This window comes from Halalkalibaculum roseum (genome assembly GCF_011059145.1).
Taxonomy (GTDB): Bacteria; Bacteroidota; Rhodothermia; order Balneolales; family Balneolaceae; genus Halalkalibaculum; species Halalkalibaculum roseum.
Genome location: NZ_JAALLT010000004.1, coordinates 115,671 through 131,195, shown reverse-complemented (window position 1 = coordinate 131,195; position 15,525 = coordinate 115,671). Strand labels below are relative to the sequence as shown.

At 45.6% G+C, this 15,525-nt stretch carries 16 protein-coding genes; 9 read left to right on the top strand and 7 right to left on the bottom strand.

Translation table 11 applies throughout. The features are described from left to right. Positions 1–31: 31 nt before the first annotated feature. Positions 32–502, bottom strand: a complete 471-nt coding sequence (locus G3570_RS12495) for an NUDIX hydrolase (protein ID WP_165142872.1) — start codon at positions 500–502, stop codon at positions 32–34. 325 nt (positions 503–827) lie between these two features. Here G3570_RS12495 and G3570_RS12490 point away from each other — a divergent pair, with 325 nt between their 5' ends. From G3570_RS12490 to G3570_RS12480, 3 genes are all read left to right on the top strand, one after another. Continuing rightward, a complete protein-coding gene (locus G3570_RS12490; protein ID WP_165142870.1) occupies positions 828–1,718 on the top strand; it encodes a sugar phosphate isomerase/epimerase family protein in 891 nt (296 codons plus the stop codon). A 103-nt stretch (positions 1,719–1,821) separates the two neighbouring features. After that, on the top strand, positions 1,822–2,490 hold the full coding sequence (locus G3570_RS12485; protein WP_165142868.1) for a hypothetical protein: 669 nt from the start codon (positions 1,822–1,824) through the stop codon (positions 2,488–2,490). Further along, positions 2,474–3,259, top strand: a complete 786-nt coding sequence (locus G3570_RS12480; protein ID WP_165142866.1) for a hypothetical protein — start codon at positions 2,474–2,476, stop codon at positions 3,257–3,259. Before G3570_RS12485 ends, G3570_RS12480 begins: the two co-directional genes overlap by 17 nt. Positions 3,260–3,314: 55 nt before the next feature. Here the strand turns inward: G3570_RS12480 and G3570_RS12475 are convergent, their stop codons facing one another. After that, positions 3,315–4,037: an SDR family NAD(P)-dependent oxidoreductase gene (locus G3570_RS12475; RefSeq protein WP_165142864.1), complete on the bottom strand. Its 723-nt coding sequence runs from the start codon at positions 4,035–4,037 to the stop codon at positions 3,315–3,317. Positions 4,038–4,058: 21 nt separating this feature from the next. Further along, positions 4,059–4,988 carry a cobalamin-binding protein gene (locus G3570_RS12470; RefSeq protein ID WP_165142862.1) on the bottom strand — a complete coding sequence of 310 codons (930 nt, stop codon included), beginning with the start codon at positions 4,986–4,988 and terminating at the stop codon, positions 4,059–4,061. Between the two features lie 47 nt (positions 4,989–5,035). On the opposite strand from G3570_RS12470, the gene G3570_RS12465 reads away from it, so the two are divergent. Further along, entirely contained in the window at positions 5,036–5,365 is a 330-nt protein-coding gene (locus G3570_RS12465; protein ID WP_165142860.1) for a tRNA-binding protein, read from the top strand. Between the two features lie 57 nt (positions 5,366–5,422). Here G3570_RS12465 and G3570_RS12460 read toward each other — a convergent pair whose 3' ends face one another. Further along, a complete protein-coding gene (locus G3570_RS12460) occupies positions 5,423–6,052 on the bottom strand; it encodes a YceI family protein (protein WP_165142858.1) in 630 nt (209 codons plus the stop codon). Between the two features lie 379 nt (positions 6,053–6,431). Between G3570_RS12460 and G3570_RS12455 the strand changes: the two genes are divergently transcribed. Next, positions 6,432–6,935 (top strand): DUF4168 domain-containing protein, encoded by a 504-nt coding sequence (locus G3570_RS12455; protein WP_165142856.1) that lies wholly within the window; start codon positions 6,432–6,434, stop codon positions 6,933–6,935. A 19-nt stretch (positions 6,936–6,954) separates the two neighbouring features. Here G3570_RS12455 and G3570_RS12450 read toward each other — a convergent pair whose 3' ends face one another. The 3 genes from G3570_RS12450 to G3570_RS12440 are packed head-to-tail and all read right to left on the bottom strand — an operon-like array spanning position 6,955 to position 8,767. Beyond that, positions 6,955–7,179, bottom strand: a complete 225-nt coding sequence (locus tag G3570_RS12450) for a hypothetical protein (RefSeq protein WP_165142854.1) — start codon at positions 7,177–7,179, stop codon at positions 6,955–6,957. Further along, the gene (locus G3570_RS12445; protein WP_165142852.1) at positions 7,167–7,766 is read right to left on the bottom strand and encodes a DNA-3-methyladenine glycosylase; all 600 of its coding nucleotides are present in this window, start codon (positions 7,764–7,766) and stop codon (positions 7,167–7,169) included. The genes G3570_RS12450 and G3570_RS12445 overlap by 13 nt, the downstream gene beginning before the upstream one ends. A gap of 11 nt (positions 7,767–7,777) precedes the next feature. Beyond that, a complete protein-coding gene (locus G3570_RS12440; protein ID WP_249067073.1) occupies positions 7,778–8,767 on the bottom strand; it encodes a YihY/virulence factor BrkB family protein in 990 nt (329 codons plus the stop codon). Positions 8,768–8,822: 55 nt separating this feature from the next. Between G3570_RS12440 and mutS the strand changes: the two genes are divergently transcribed. The 4 genes from mutS (at position 8,823) to G3570_RS12420 (ending at position 15,503) form a co-directional block, all read left to right on the top strand. Further along, positions 8,823–11,504 carry a DNA mismatch repair protein MutS gene (gene mutS / locus G3570_RS12435; protein ID WP_165142850.1) on the top strand — a complete coding sequence of 894 codons (2,682 nt, stop codon included), beginning with the start codon at positions 8,823–8,825 and terminating at the stop codon, positions 11,502–11,504. A gap of 175 nt (positions 11,505–11,679) precedes the next feature. Further along, the gene (locus tag G3570_RS12430; RefSeq protein WP_165142848.1) at positions 11,680–12,573 is read left to right on the top strand and encodes a GntR family transcriptional regulator; all 894 of its coding nucleotides are present in this window, start codon (positions 11,680–11,682) and stop codon (positions 12,571–12,573) included. Positions 12,574–12,633: 60 nt separating this feature from the next. Beyond that, the gene (locus G3570_RS12425; protein ID WP_165142846.1) at positions 12,634–13,398 is read left to right on the top strand and encodes a creatininase family protein; all 765 of its coding nucleotides are present in this window, start codon (positions 12,634–12,636) and stop codon (positions 13,396–13,398) included. A gap of 125 nt (positions 13,399–13,523) precedes the next feature. Further along, positions 13,524–15,503 (top strand): DEAD/DEAH box helicase, encoded by a 1,980-nt coding sequence (locus tag G3570_RS12420; RefSeq protein WP_165142844.1) that lies wholly within the window; start codon positions 13,524–13,526, stop codon positions 15,501–15,503. Positions 15,504–15,525: the final 22 nt, after the last annotated feature.

The window sequence follows — 15,525 nt, the reverse complement described above, 5'->3', positions numbered from 1 at the left end:
ATGATACACTTATATAACTGCCAGCTTTTGTCTAGCGTTCTTGGCTGCTGCATTTATGGATCAGCCGGCTTATAAATTCAGCCTGGGCGGGATTTATTTTTTTCTTGGCTTCAAAGGGAGAGAAGTATTCAATTTGATCGATTTCGGGAAAGAACTCCTTCTTTCCTGATTCAGGTGGCCACTCTACTTCAAACTCATTCGGATCAAAAATGAAATCATCGGGAATCTGATAGTCTACGGCCCATGCATGGACGGTTTTGCCGCCCTTCTGCTTGACTGAACCCAGTGAGATATAGTCGCCTTCCGGGATAAAACCCAGCTCTACTTCAAACTCTCGCTTGGCCGCATCCAGGAGTTCCTCCTTATCTTCTACTTCTCCCTTGGGTATCGACCATGCACCCTCGTCTTTATTCCACCAGTAGGGTCCTCCGGGGTGGGCCAGCAGCACCTGCAGGTGAGGCTTCCTTCGGAAGAGCATGATTCCGGCACTGGTTTTAGGCATGGAAAATAGATATAGGTTAATTTGGTTTTTAATTAAAATAATAAGCTGCGAAAGAACAAAGCTTGATTATTCTATTTACGTTATTCTGTTTCGAAAACATATGATGGTGTGAAGACCTTTACTTCCGCCGCAGAGCGGCGGGAGCAGAGCATTTGATCTGTGATATCCGTAATAAATCAGCAGCATCCGTGTTCTAATCTATTGTCAAGAGTCTGCCGGGTTGGTAGTTTTTTAATTATAAATTGTTATTGAGAATCTTAGTTACTTAATTGAGATTATTCTTTAAGGCATCAGTACACAAACCGGAATCCAACGAAAACCAGTTATGAACCGCAGAACCTTTTTATTTCAAAGTACTGCCCTGGCAGCAGGAGCCATGATATTTCCAACCGCCTGTGCCCGAAACAGCAATAGCAAATCCACCGACATGATGGCACCCGGCTTGCAGGTATACACCATACGGGAAGCCCTGGCCGAAGATTTCCAAGGATCCATGCAGCGTATTGCCGACTTGGGTTATGTCAATATAGAGTTGTTTGCCTACGGTGACGGACAATACTTTGGGAATTCTATTCCGGAAGTAAAAACCATGATGTCTGACATGGGCCTCCAGGTAAAAAGCAGTCACGTAGCAACGGGATGGACGAGTCCTGATGCTGTCGGTACCATGACCAACAACTGGGAACAGACTGTACAGGATGCTGCCGAGCTGGGCCAGGATTATATTGTACTGGCCTATTTGACCGAGGAGGAAAGGCAGTCTATGGATGACTACAAGAAAGTGGCCGAGCTGTTAAACAGTTGCGGGGAGACAGCCAAAAATGCCGGGCTTCAAATGGCTTACCATAATCACGCCTTTGAATTTGAGACTATGGATGACCAGGTTCCCTATGACCTGCTTCTTAGTGAATGTGATGAGGACCTGGTAAAATTTGAATTGGACTTATACTGGACCAGAAGAGCGGGTGTGGACCCCATAGCTTACTTTGAAAAGCATTCCGGACGATTTCCACTGTGGCATGTGAAAGACATGGCAGCCGGGGAAGATCAGTTTTTTGCGGCAGTTGGCGAAGGGGTTATTGACTGGGAAAACATGTTCAGTCACGCCGAAACAGCAGGTCTGGATTATTACTTCGTGGAACAAGATGCCACCAGGAGCGGTGAACCTTTTAAAGAGATAGAAAAAAGTATCGGGTATTTAGAGAACATTCTATAATAAAGGAAAAGCTCTTTTTTAGGAAAAACTTGAAACAATCGTGGACGTAGTGCATCCTCTATTTAAGAGAGATCTGTTTATTTACTCATAAATCACCATCAAGATGAAAAAAACAATGTTTCTGTGGATGGCAGCAGGAGTACTTTTTGTAGCCCTGGCATTTTTTATACCGGCCCAGGAAGGAAGTATCTGGCCTTCCGTCATCGCCGGCAGTGTAGCTTCGCTCGTCTATCTAATTGCACTTTCTATATATGGGATACGGAAAATCGACTCTTCCGGCAAGAGAAAAGTGGTGACTTCCACACTGGTTTTGCTCGTAGTTTTTTCAATTGTTTCTGCCGGTATCAGCTATGAAGGCAGTAAGCGTCAAACGGCACTGCTTCCCGAGATACGAAATATGATTGAAACGCAGATAGCTGAGTATAATGTCAAAAAATACCTTCTCGAAACTATGAAGACCTATTATATAGGAGAGAATTATGATGGAAATGCAGGCCTTGGTTCTATTTTCCGGACAAAATACGATACACTCATCACCGAGGAGAGTCGTTTGCTTTACGAAGGTAAAGACACGTATAAAGATGAGAAAGAAGACTTACCGGTAAAGATATTTGTGAAAACGATAGATCCTGACAGTATCATCCTTGTTGCTGAATCGGCGTATATTGACGGGAAGAATGCCGATTTCGAAAATTACTCAGGTGCAATGGGTTACTTTCAGACAGAAGGAATATTAACCAAAGAGGGGATTCGCTATGAACGAGCAAACTAAGATTTATCCCTGGCTGCCTTGGGCTGTTGCTATTTTAATAGGTATGATCCTCTTTTGGGGCCTTAAATATATCGATATGCAGTGGCCTATAGGAATTTGGGAAGTTGCCCAAGGCGTGGATGCTATCAGGGCCATCAATGAGTTTGGCAGCGGTATCCTTGATATGGGAGCTTACCGGGAACAACGATTAATTGCTTTTTCAGGTCTGATTTTATTCTTTGTGCTGGGTCCCAGTCTATGGATTTACGGTGAAATAAAGAATGAGAAGAGAGAAATTTCCAAGCCCGGAGATCGCCTGAAGAAAGGTCCGTTTTGGTATGTAGGTGTAATATTGATTGTGATAGGTTTAAATTATGCAATACCTGCTACTGTCATGAAGGCTTACTACTTTAATACAACCTGGCAAAGTGCAGAAGAAAGTCGGAATATTGATAAAGTACGCGCTCAGCTTTTTACCCTAGCCTCAGATGCTACCGAATATTACTATTTGTCATTCAATGATGGGGATGAAGGCGGATTTATAAATGATCAAGCTACCTTTTCACTTCAGCAACTTGACAGTTATAGCAGTGACACTCAAAATGAGTATGTCCTTGGTCCTGTCCAATCCGATTCGGTTATTACGATTTATGGTATTGGATATTCCCCCGGTGCTAAACCAGACTTTAAGAATGCTAACGGGGATACCGGTAAGGTACAGCTGGCTGTGGAAGTTCGACCGGAAAGTAACTTGATTGAATTCAGCAATAAGAATACAAACACGCGCTAAGTTTTTATGGGTATAAGGTATAGGGTATAAGGTTGGGGAGCGTGAACTGGTAAGCTTAGATTCTATCGAGGACCCAGTTTGGGACTAGCTTCAGGACCCAGCCGACCAGCCACCAACGTTTGGTTATATAGGCTCGATTTTTACGGGATTCGATGGCATTGGCGATTTGTCTTGCTGCCTTATCCTTGCCGGCTACCCAGAACATGCCGGGTTTGCCGTCGGTCATCTCTGACTCTACAAATCCGGGAATAATATCGGTGACGGCAATATCCGCCTTGCTGTGGTTGGCTCTTTGGCGATAACCTTGCAGGTAGGTGCTCACAAAAGCTTTGGATGCATTGTAGGCAGCAGACAGTCCATATCCGAAATGACCCGCCACGGAAGAGATTCCAACAATATGCCCATTACCCTTTTTTTCAAAGTAATCAAAAGAGTAGTTAGCCAGCGCTGTAAAACCGCGAATATTTACATCAATTACCCGTTTCTCCGTTTTCCACATGGTGCTTCCCCGAAAGTTGGATACGCCGGCATTCAATACGATGATATCCATATGCTTGAGTTCCCGGATAAGCATTTCCAACTGGTCGATGGCATCACGGGTTTTGGTGACATCCATGAATTGAATTTTGACATTTTTGCCTAAGGAATTTTTTAACTCTTCAAGCCTTTCCACTCGGCGCCCCGTTAAACCAAGGGCATAACCTCGGGAATGCAGTTCCTCAGCCAGAGCTCGTCCAATACCCGATGTTGCTCCAATAATGACCGCTTTTCTTTCCATGAAAAATCTTCCCCTATGTTATTAATGGCTATAAGGTATCCAGCCATCATTAAGATGCGTTGCTTTGAAAATATCAGGATGCAGGATTTCTGCAAATATTTCGGCCGAATCGGTGAGTCTAGGTCCCGGACGATTAAAAAACTGGTTCCCATCCAGTATATATACTTTTTCATACCTGACCGCGTCAAGTTGCTTCCATTCTTTTTGATCGGTCAAGGTATTCATATCCGATAAAGTCTGATCAATGGAGTAGCCGCAAGGTACCACGGCGAGTATTTCAGGGTTTAACTCAAGCAGATTTCCCCATTCCAATACCGGCGAGTGCTTACCGGCAACAGCGCCCAGTTCTCGTCCGCCTGCAATATCAACCAGCTCGGGAACCCAATTACCGGCCGCCATCAGCGGGTCCATCCACTCCAGACAGCAGATGTTTTTTGTGGGTCTGCCGGCTGTTTTCTTACTGATTTGTTCAAAGCCTGACTGCATCTGAGCAATAACTTCCTCCCCTTCAGATTCCGTGCCAAGAGCTCCGGCAATTTCTCGTATAGCGTTGAATACCCCGTTTAAATTATTCGGAGAAACGGAAATTATTGATACGTCATCATCGAGAAACTCTTGCACTGCCTGCCTGACTTCATGCAGCGACGCCGCACAAACCTCACAATGGTCTTGGGTAATGATCACATCAGGATTCAAGGCGGAAAGGACATCGGCATCCACACGATACACCGATAAGCCATTCTCCAGAAGCGCCTTGATCCGCCGGTCGATTTGGTAGCTGGTACCATCAGGCTCAAATTTCGGTTCAGTACAAACCGGTAGATTTGTGACAGAGGCGGGATAGTCACATTCGTGAGACCGTCCCACCAGATTACTTTTTCTGCCAAGCGCACAAATGATTTCAGTGGTGCTGGGCAATAACGAAACAATTCTCTGTGAATCCTCTTTCATAGTCCCGATCTTTAATTCAGGGTGAATACTAAAAACAAAGATCGATTATGATTGATTTCGAAGATTTTGAAAAGATTGATATCAGGTGCGGTACAATTATAAAAGCCACTGAGCATGAAAAAGCACATAATGCAGCCTATATATTGCACATAGATTTTGGGAAACTTGGGGAAAAGGTGAGCTCGGCACAGTTAACCGAAAATTATCAACCGGCTGAACTGCTAGGCGTGCAGGTTGTCGCAGTAGTTAATTTTCCGCCAAAAAGAATTGCCGGGTTGAAATCTGAAGTGCTGGTCTTGGGAGTGCTGAATGAAGAATCCGGAACGGTGCTTCTGACACCCGAACGGAGGGTTAAGAATGGATCCAGGATAGCATAAAAAAGCCCGGCCTCTGAATAGAAACCGGGCTTGGATTTACTTGAAGTAATTTGAACCTTAGCTGTTTTCTGACGGAGTATTCAATTCAAGAGCAAAGTCAATGCTCACCTCATCACCTACTACAGCAGTTGCAGCCCAGTCGCCGACACCTACGTCATAATCGGTACGATCTATGGTAAGGTTACCTTTGATACCGGCAACTTTGGTGTTCTCTTTCATGGGATGATCCTGAACACCCAGAAGTGTAAACGGAAGCTGAACTTCTTTTGTGACGTCCTTGATGGTCAATTTCCCATGGGCAACAAATTGGTTGTCACCTTCGCTGGTGATCTTGTTGCTGGAGAAAGTCATCTTTGGATACTGCTCAGCATTGAAGAAATCGTCGGACTGAAGATGTCCGTCTCTTTTTTCATTGTTGGTATCAATGCTGTTTACCATTACTTCTACATTGATGCTGCTCTCCTCCAGGTTATCCGGACTAAAGTAAATTTCTGAGGTATAGTCGTGGAACTTTCCGTTAACCGGGGTGAAGAAGTGGGTAACTTCAAAATTCAGGTTGCTGTGGGCTTGGTCAATTTTCCATTCCGTGGCATTTAACTTCTCTTCCACAGGTGCGTTGGTAAATGCACTGACAACCAGGAAAAGCACGGCTAATAAGCCAAAATGTTTGTAGTTAAAGGTTTTCATAATACGAATTGTTTAGATTTAAGAGTGATTATTTGTTTTTGAACCCTAAACTGACCAGCTATAATGCTAAAATCGGATAAATCGTTTCGTTTAATGTTAAATTAATTTTAAATTTTTATTTAGCCTGCATCTCATTGGAGTAAGGCTATTTCAGCATAATGAGGTTGGCAATTTGAATGGGTAGGAATATGCTTTTCCTTAACCGGTGTTTAAAAGTTATTAAATAGTCACAGTAAAGACGGCTCAAAAGGGAATTATGGCAGTATAAGCCTATGAGGGGAGGTGGAGACGGGTTGGTTATTTTAGATCGGAACAATTAATGCTTATATTCATCAGACTTATTCTCAGGCAAAATTAATCTAAAACTCTATCCCAAAAAATGAATTTTTTCAAGAAAACAGTTCCTTTTGTATTAGGAATGATACTGATGGCCGGTTCCGCTTTTGCGCAAGGTCAGCAAATGCAACAGATGCAAAATGCCCAGGCCGACAGTGTCTCTGATGAGGAACTACAGATGTTTGTAGATACCGCACAGGAATTACAAAGCATTCAGCAGGGTTTTCAAAGCGAAGTGCAGCAGATGGTGCAGGAAGAAGATATGACCTTCCAGCGCTTTCAGCAGATCATGATGAGTCAGCAAAACCCGCAGATGGCTCAAAAGGTTGAAGTTACTGACGAAGAGCAAGCTGTTATCAAGGAGATGCAGCCAGAGCTTCAGAAAATGCAGCAGCAAGTAAATCAAGAACAGATGTCAGCCATACAGGATAACGGTCTTACGCCTCAGCGCTTTCAGCAAATTGCGCAGGCTGTTCAATCTGATCCGCAGATGATGCAACGCTTCCAACAGATGTCAGCTGATTCAGCTTCAGGTGGCGGTGAATAATCGCTTTGTACTGTTTTAATTATTTTAAAGCCCGGTCAGGATTGGCCGGGTTTTTTATTTGATAGAAGTTTGAATACAGAATTAAGTAGTCAGTAGGCAGTAGGCAAAAGACAAAAGTGAAAGGATGAATAGTTACTGCTGTTTCAAGCGTCCTCACTTGAAACAGATAGGTTGCCAAGCGTGGACGCTTGGCATAGCCTTGTTGAGGAAAAGTTTCTTGGCACAGAATTTTTAACTCACCCATTTGCTTTCCTTCAAGAAAAAACGCCAGGGCCTTTTGGCATCTTCGCCCGCGTAATCCACACCAATCCTGGGAGAACTTTGAATCTGACTCTGCTCGATACTATGGCCCCTGTCTTCAATCCATATGGAATGATTCCCCGTTAAATCCATTCCATAATAATTCGTTGTAATACCTAGCGACTGACTCACCCTCCCGGGTCCGGCCGTAAGCTTGGGCGACACCTCTTCCTGGCCGCGCCTTTCCAGCATCAATTCCAAGCCTTCAACGGGTTGGATAGCACGAATCAGGATGGCATCCGCGATTCCTTCAGTATTGGTTACGATATTAAAGAGATGATGGATGCCGTAGCATAAATACACATAGGCTTTGCCCCCGTCATGATACATTACTTCCGTACGCTCGGTGCGTTTGCCGTGTGCATGACAGGCCTTGTCATCTCGTCCGCGATAGGCTTCTGTTTCAGTTATTATTCCCGCGGTTTGAATGGTTCCTTTAAACTGTGTACACAGTACCTTGCCCAAAAGCTCACGACTGATGTTCACGACATCATCACGACGGTAAAAACTTTGAGAAAGGATCTTAGACATAGCTGTTAGAATCAGGAAATAGCTTCATATGGGTTTCCGGACAGATGAACTTCCTTTACAAATATCTCTTGGTACGCTTTAGCTACAATGACGGAGATGATAAGAAGTGCTGCGGAATAAAACGCCCAGACACCGATAATGACCAAAATAGTGTAACCGTGATAAAAATAGCGGTAAGCCTGAATGGCGTACTCCAGGTAAATACCCACTCCATACTTTGCTACCTCAAACAAAAAAGTATACACGAAGGCTGCCAGCATGGCAACTTTGCGTTTCATCCGTTTTTCACTGATATAGCGAAACAGGATATAAAACAGGAAAAAGGTAAACAGGAGTGGAATAACGATATTCAACATTTCATAGACCCAACTCAGCTTGAACACCATTTCAGTGAAAGGGAGCGCAATCTGATCAAAAGATAGTAGGGAGATCAGGGAAATGGCTACACTGAAGAAGATAAAAACACCGCCCATAAGCCCGAAAGTAAAGAAATTGTATATCATCTCAAGGATAGGATGTCTCCGGTCTTCGATATCAAAAATATCAAATACCACATGCTTGATTGTATGAAAGAGACCCTGAGAGAAAAATATCAGAACCACAAAACCTACAATACCAAACACACGGCGCGCACCGATCAGCGGTTCCAGTAGAGTCTCTAGTGTAATGGCTCCCCTGAACACATCTCCGCTTTGGTACTCGTAGGTAAAGCTTGGAAAGAGTTCTCTCCCGTAGCGTAAAATTTCCTGAAAGGCATCTTCATAAGACAGTACATACCCTATGATGGAAATAAGTAGCAGGGTGAAAGGTATGGCGCAGATAAACAGGTTGAAAGTGATCGCGGATGCATGGTGGAACACATCTTTCTTCTTAACCAGCGTTACGATCAGCCTCCAGAAATCCTTATACTTCCGTACCGTATTTTGCTGTAAATTGATAAGCCTTATAATTAATTCCTGTAAGTTATACCAGCCAAGCATGCCTGAAATATCTACAGGCATCAATTATATTTAAAGCTAATAATAAGAGAATAATTCAGAAAGTTTTAATTAAATCATGAGTCCGAAAACCAAGTCGAAGACACCACTCATGCGGCAGTATGATGACATCAAGGAGAAGCACCCGGGAACCATACTGCTTTTCAGGGTAGGAGATTTTTATGAAACCTTTGCCGATGACGCCGAGCTGGTCAGTAAAGAACTTGGTATTACGCTCACCAAACGAAATAACGGGGGAGATCAAACCCCGCTCGCCGGATTTCCTTACCACGCGCTGGATACCTACTTGCCAAAACTCGTAAAAAGAGGACACCGGGTTGCGGTCTGTGAACAGGTGGAGGATCCCTCCGAAGCCAAGGATGCCGGACGTAAGGTAGTGAACCGTGAAGTCACTGAGATTACTACGCCGGGCGTCACCATGTCGGAAAAACTGCTGGAGCACAAGCGCAATAATTATGCGGCGGCCATATACTGGGCAGGCGGAACCGCAGGAGTCGCTTTTGCGGATGTGTCGACCGGAGAGTTTGCACTGAGCCAGGTACATAAAAACCAGGTGGATGACTTGCTTCAATCCATCTCGCCTTCTGAAATTTTGTTGTCGAAGAGCCGCAAGAATAATGTGCCCGCTGAACTGCAGGATCATAACATCACGTTTATCGAAGACTGGGTCTACGAAGGCGATTACGGCTATAATCTGCTGACCGATCATTTCGAAACCCACTCTTTGAAGGGCTTCGGAGTCGAAGATCTGAATGTGGCCCAAATTGCCGCGGGAGCTCTGATGCACTACATACAGGAGACTCAGAAGGCTTCACTCGGACATATAAAGCGACTGCAGGCTTTTGAAAACCAGGAATTCATGTCTCTCGACGGTTCCACCAAGCGAAATCTGGAACTAATCACCTCCATTCAGGAAGGCGGCACTGAGGGGACGCTGATTTCCATATTGGATGACACCTGTACGGCAATGGGCGGACGTCTCTTGCGTAAATGGATTATGAGTCCATTGAAACGATTGAAGCCGATCAGCCGGCGCCTGAATGCGGTGGAAGCTTTGAACGTGAATCATGATGCCAGAGAGAATCTGCGAGAGGAACTGGAGCAGGTGGGCGATCTTGAGCGGCTAATATCGCGCATTTGCGTGGGACGGGCCAATGCCCGTGACCTGATGCAGCTTAAGCTTTCCCTAGCTCAGGTGCCGCGTATCAAAATGCAGTTCAGCAAACTCGATGAACCACTGCTCAACGATATCAGGGACCGCTTGAAACTGCTCATCGAAGTTCAGGAGCGCATTGAAAAGGCCATCCAGGAAGATCCTCCGGCCAGTGTGCGCGACGGCGGTATTTTTAAGGACGGTTTTAATGACGAGCTGGATGAACTTCGCGATGTAGCTCGCAATGGGAAAAATTATATTGCCAAGATTAAAGAAGAGCTGGCACAGGAGACCGGTATCAGTTCGTTGAAGATCGGCTACAACAAGGTGTTCGGCTATTATATTGAAGTGACCAATACCCACAAAGAAAAGGTACCTGAGCATTTTATTCGCAAGCAGACCCTGGTAAATTCTGAGCGTTACATCACGCCTGAACTGAAGGAAGTAGAAGAGAAAATACTCTCCTCTGAAGAACGCAGCAAGACCCTGGAATACGAACTATTTGAAGAGCTCAGGCTCTATGTTTCCGAATTTGCCGATGAAGTACAGCGGATTGCACAGGCTCTTGCTGAACTGGATTGCCTGCAAAGTTTTGCAGAGGTGTCCTATCGCAATAATTACTGCAAACCGGCCATGGCGGATGACCAGGTGATCGATATTACCAAAGGCCGTCACCCGGTGGTGGAAAAAACATTGCCTCCAGGAGAACCCTTTATTCCGAATGACATCCACCTGGAAAATGAAGATGAGCAGATACTGATTATAACCGGCCCGAATATGGCGGGTAAAAGTATCATTCTCAGGCAGACGGGCCTCATTGTCTTGCTGGCGCAGATAGGCTGTTTTGTGCCGGCTAAGGATGCCCATATCGGGATGGTCGATAAAATCTTCACCCGGGTAGGAGCTTCGGATAATCTGGCGGCGGGCGAGAGTACTTTTTTGGTAGAGATGAATGAGGCAGCGAATATCCTGAACAATGCAACGAGAAATTCACTCATTTTGCTCGATGAAGTCGGGCGGGGAACCAGTACTTTCGATGGACTCAGTATAGCGTGGGCGCTGGCCGAATACCTACATAACCAGCCTTCTGTTGCGGCAAAGACCTTGTTTGCCACTCACTATCATGAGCTGAATGAGCTGGAAAATATGTATGACCATATTGTAAACTATAATGTTCAGGTTAAGGAACATGACGGGAAAGTTATTTTTCTCCGCAAGCTGGTTCGGGGAGGGGCTGATCACAGCTACGGTATACAGGTCGCTGATATGGCGGGTTTGCCTTCCATCGTGATAGAACGGGCCAAAGAGATTCTGAAAAACCTGGAGAGCCATAGCCTGGATATCACCGACAGCAATGGCACACTGGCTGAGGGCGCCAAGAAAAAAGCTGTTGCTGCCAAGAAGGCGGCAAAGGATATGGACAAGCAGGAGCAGATCGAGCAGATGTCGCTCTTCCAGACCCAGCTTGATCCCCGCATTGAACAGCTTATCGACAAGTTGGAGGCGAGCGACCCGAACAGGATGACACCCATCGAATCGCTGATGCTGGTATCGGAGCTCAAGAAACTGGTTGAGAACAGTAAGTAATACTTGCCGCTGATATTCGCGGTAATGAAAACGTAGAGCGGATTGTTTATCCGCTCACTCAAATTCTGGAGCGATTTGGCAAATCGCTCTACGGTAAGGTTCCTCAAATCCATCTATGAGAATCATCATATAAACACCTATCTTTTGTGCGTTCAGAAACTGAAACAGTTATATCTTGAAAACCTCCGCAAAGTATATCGCCGATCGTATTCGTCTGATGATTGCCACCAAGCAGTTTCAGGTGGGAGAGGTGTTGCCGTCTACGCGTGAGCTGGGCCAGCAGCTGGAAACGAGTTTCCACACTGTGCGAAAGGCCTATCACATACTGGCGGATGAGGGACTGGTGCACAGTGAGAAAGGCCGAGGGTTCATCGTTGAACGTCAGACTACTACGCTGGATAAGTCAGACCGCCTTGAGATCGGTGCCGAAAAGATGAGAAAGCTTCTGGAGGAGCTGATCGGTTACGGACTGGACGAATCGGAGCTGGATGAGTTGTTCCAGGAGCAGCTGAGCTTTATGGAGTGGCCCGATCGCATCGAAAGTTGTGCCAGTATCGGAGAGACCAACGAGCTGGGCAGAATGCTGGCCGATGCCATCCGAAAGGATGTTGGGGTACGAAGCACGGTGCTGAATGTGAACCAGTACAATAAAACCGTCGGTTACGACGCGTTATTTGTCCCCATACAACTGATCAATAAATTCCGTGATTTTGCAGAGACGGGAAGATTACTTCCGGTGGTTTATGGATTTAATCCGGATACGCTGCTCTCGATCGTAGACAGGGCGGCTATTGAAACCATCGGGCTGGTAGCTTCCGAGGAAAAGACTATCCCCAAAATCATCAACAGCCTTAAGATGAATATCAGTTTTGAAGGTTCGTTTGTGGCCGGTGTCTCTTATGGAAAATCACTTCCATTGTTTGTGCGGGATACCGATTTGATCCTTTATACAGCAGAAAGTGAAAAACTGGTTGAAAGCAAAATTCCAGAACGAAGAAGACTTAAACTGGAATATCAGATATCGGAAAAAAGTGCGGCGACCATACGGGCTGAATTGTGGGATCAGTAGGAAGAAGTGAGAAGTGAAAAGGCTAAAGGGACAATTTTGAATTAAGAATTAAAATAAGTCATGCGACCATATATTCTGGCAGAAAGCAATTGGAAGGATCTTAAGGAGCAGGAGGTAGAGCTTGCGGTGTTACCATGGGGAGCTACGGAAGCACATAACTATCATCTGCCCTATGCCACCGACAATATTGAAGGAGAAGCCATAGCAGCGGAAGCCGGTCGGCTGGCCTGGGAGGCAGGTGCAAAAATCATGATTCTACCCATTATCCCTTTCGGTGTAAATACCGGTCAAACGGATATCAAACTGGATATTAATATGCACTCCAGCACTCAGGCCGCTGTTTTAAATGACATTATTGAGGTACTGAATCGTCAGAAAATCCACAAGCTGTTAATTCTTAACAGTCATGGGGGTAACAATTTTAAGCCTATAGTGCGTGAGCTGGGGGTTAAATATCCGAAGATGTTTATAGCAATGTGCAACTGGTTCCAGGCCATGGACAAGAGCCGCTTTTTTGAGATCACCGATGGTGATCACGCCGAAGAGATGGAGACCAGCTTGGTTATGCACCTGCGTCCGGATCTGGTGAGGCCTTTGGAGGAAGCCGGGGACGGAGATGCCAGACAGTATAAAATCGAGTCCCTGCGGGAAAACTGGGCCTGGGCAGAACGAAAATGGTCGGAAGTAACTGAGGATACGGGTGTGGGTGATCCCAGGAAGGCAACGGCTGAAAAGGGCGAGGCTTTTTTTAAAGCAGTGGCGGAGAAAGTCAGCAGGCTTTTCATTGATCTTGCTGAGGCTGATCTTGATGATTTGTATGAGTGATGAGAGGCAGAAGGTAGAAGTGAAAAGCGAGAAACGAGAAACGAGAAGTTATTTAATATCTACTCCCTTCTCACTTTTCCCTTCTGCCTCTGAATTGAAGTGGAATAATGAATTGAATTCAAAGAATGACCGATAAGAAGATCAAAAAGCTCATCAAGAAAGCGATTGAGGCCGTGGAGGATGAGATTGATACGGTACGCGAAAAGCCGGCCCATGATGTACTATTCCAGGGAAAACGCAAGGAGAAGCATCCACCGGGGGTATTTTACTATGAGTTTGAGTCGCAGAATACCTCGCTTCGTTTTGCGGAAGTGATTCGCGGGGAGATGGAGGACTATGAGAAGGAATTGGAGCTCTATCCCGTGGAAGTCGGCGAGAAAAAGGTGGTTCTGCATTTTCCGCATAATTTCGGAAATGAGCTTACCAAGGTCAGCCTGGAATGGGAAAATGATTTTGTTTTGAGAAGGCTGCATCGGGAACTTGATAAATTGCTCGACAGTGAGGAGGAAGAGGCGCGTGAACGTATTGGTCGTCTTTTTGATCCCGATCCAAAAAGAGACCACAGCGATGAAGAGACCAGAGTCCTTGATGACAGCCGACGGAATGAGGCACAGCATGAGGCTTTGATTAAAGCCTTGCAGAACCGGGTTTTGTACGTGTGGGGCCCGCCAGGTACGGGAAAGACATCCACCTTGGGATTTATGATGGCCAACTACCTGGTGAAGAGCAAGCGCGTACTTTTTGCCTCCAATACCAATAGGGCAGTGGATGTTGGCTTATTAAGTGCACTGGAAGCCCTAACTGCTGTGGAAAAGGAGCACCTGGAAAAGAAAGTCACCCGTTTTGGGGAGATTGCACTGGACAGTGAAAGGCTTGAGGAAGTGTTATTTGAAAAGCAGATCAAAGAGCGTGAGGAGAAGCAAAAAATAAAGGCTTCCAAGCTTTCCAATGTTTTGAACAAGTACCAGAAGCTGCAGAAAGAGATTGATAATCTAATGGAGCACGGGGAGGATGTGCCTAAGGTGCTGGATGAAGAGATTAACAATCTTGGGGAACAGCTGGATGAACACGGTGGAGAAGCAGCGGTAGAAGAGAAGATAGAGCGTATGCTCACGGTCAACGAACGTTTTGAGTTGGAAAAACGGGAATTGGTAGCCACTACGCTGGCAAAAGTGTGCACCTCTGAGCTTTTCGACGGACAGGAATTTGATGCGGTTGTGATTGACGAAGCCTCCATGGCTAATCTGCCTTACCTCATGGTGCTGGCTGCTAAGGCAAAGGATCATATTGTGGTTGTCGGTGATCCCATGCAGCTGCCGCCCATCGCCCTGACAGGTGATGCCGTTTCCCGGGACTTCCTGGAGAAAGATATCTTTACCTTTGCATCTAAATCCGAATCTACTGAGGATCTCTTTAACTGGCATGATTTCAACCGTCCGGTCACCACTTTTTTTGATGTACAATACCGGCTGAATAAAGATCTGGCGGATGTACTGAGTTCTGTATTCTATGAAGACAGGTTAAATACTGTCGATCTGGAGAAAGAAGGGACATCCCTTAATTACCCTGAAGGTAACAAACCGGATCCTACAGTAAATGTCATTGATACCCGGCGATACGGACCGGTGCTGACCCAGAAAGACGAGGGCAGGGGCTTTAGCCCGGTCAATGAAGTTCACCTGTTTCTACTGGTCAAGATTGTAAAAAAGCTGGTGATGAAAAATCATGTCCCGGTGGATGAGATAGGTATAATTGTTCCCTTTCGCAGCACAGTGTACGATATTCGTCAGGAACTCTACCGGGAGGGTTTTGAACAAGTGGAAGTGGGAACCATCCATACTTTTCAGGGGCGGGAGAAGCAGGTAATTATTTTTGATACCGTAATGAGCGGCGAAATGCAGTATGGCAGCAAGCGTCACTATTCGGTTCGTCCTTTTGATGAAGATAAAAACGGGTTGGCGGTACCGCGCCTGCTTAATGTGGCTCTTTCACGCAGCAAAGAGCGACTTGTTATTTTGGCGGATATGGATCATGTGAATAAGATTTATCCTGATAAATATTTGGGGCAGTTGCTGAGAAGGTTTCAGGATGACAGTGAGCAGTGAACAACAGGGAACAGGGTGTCAG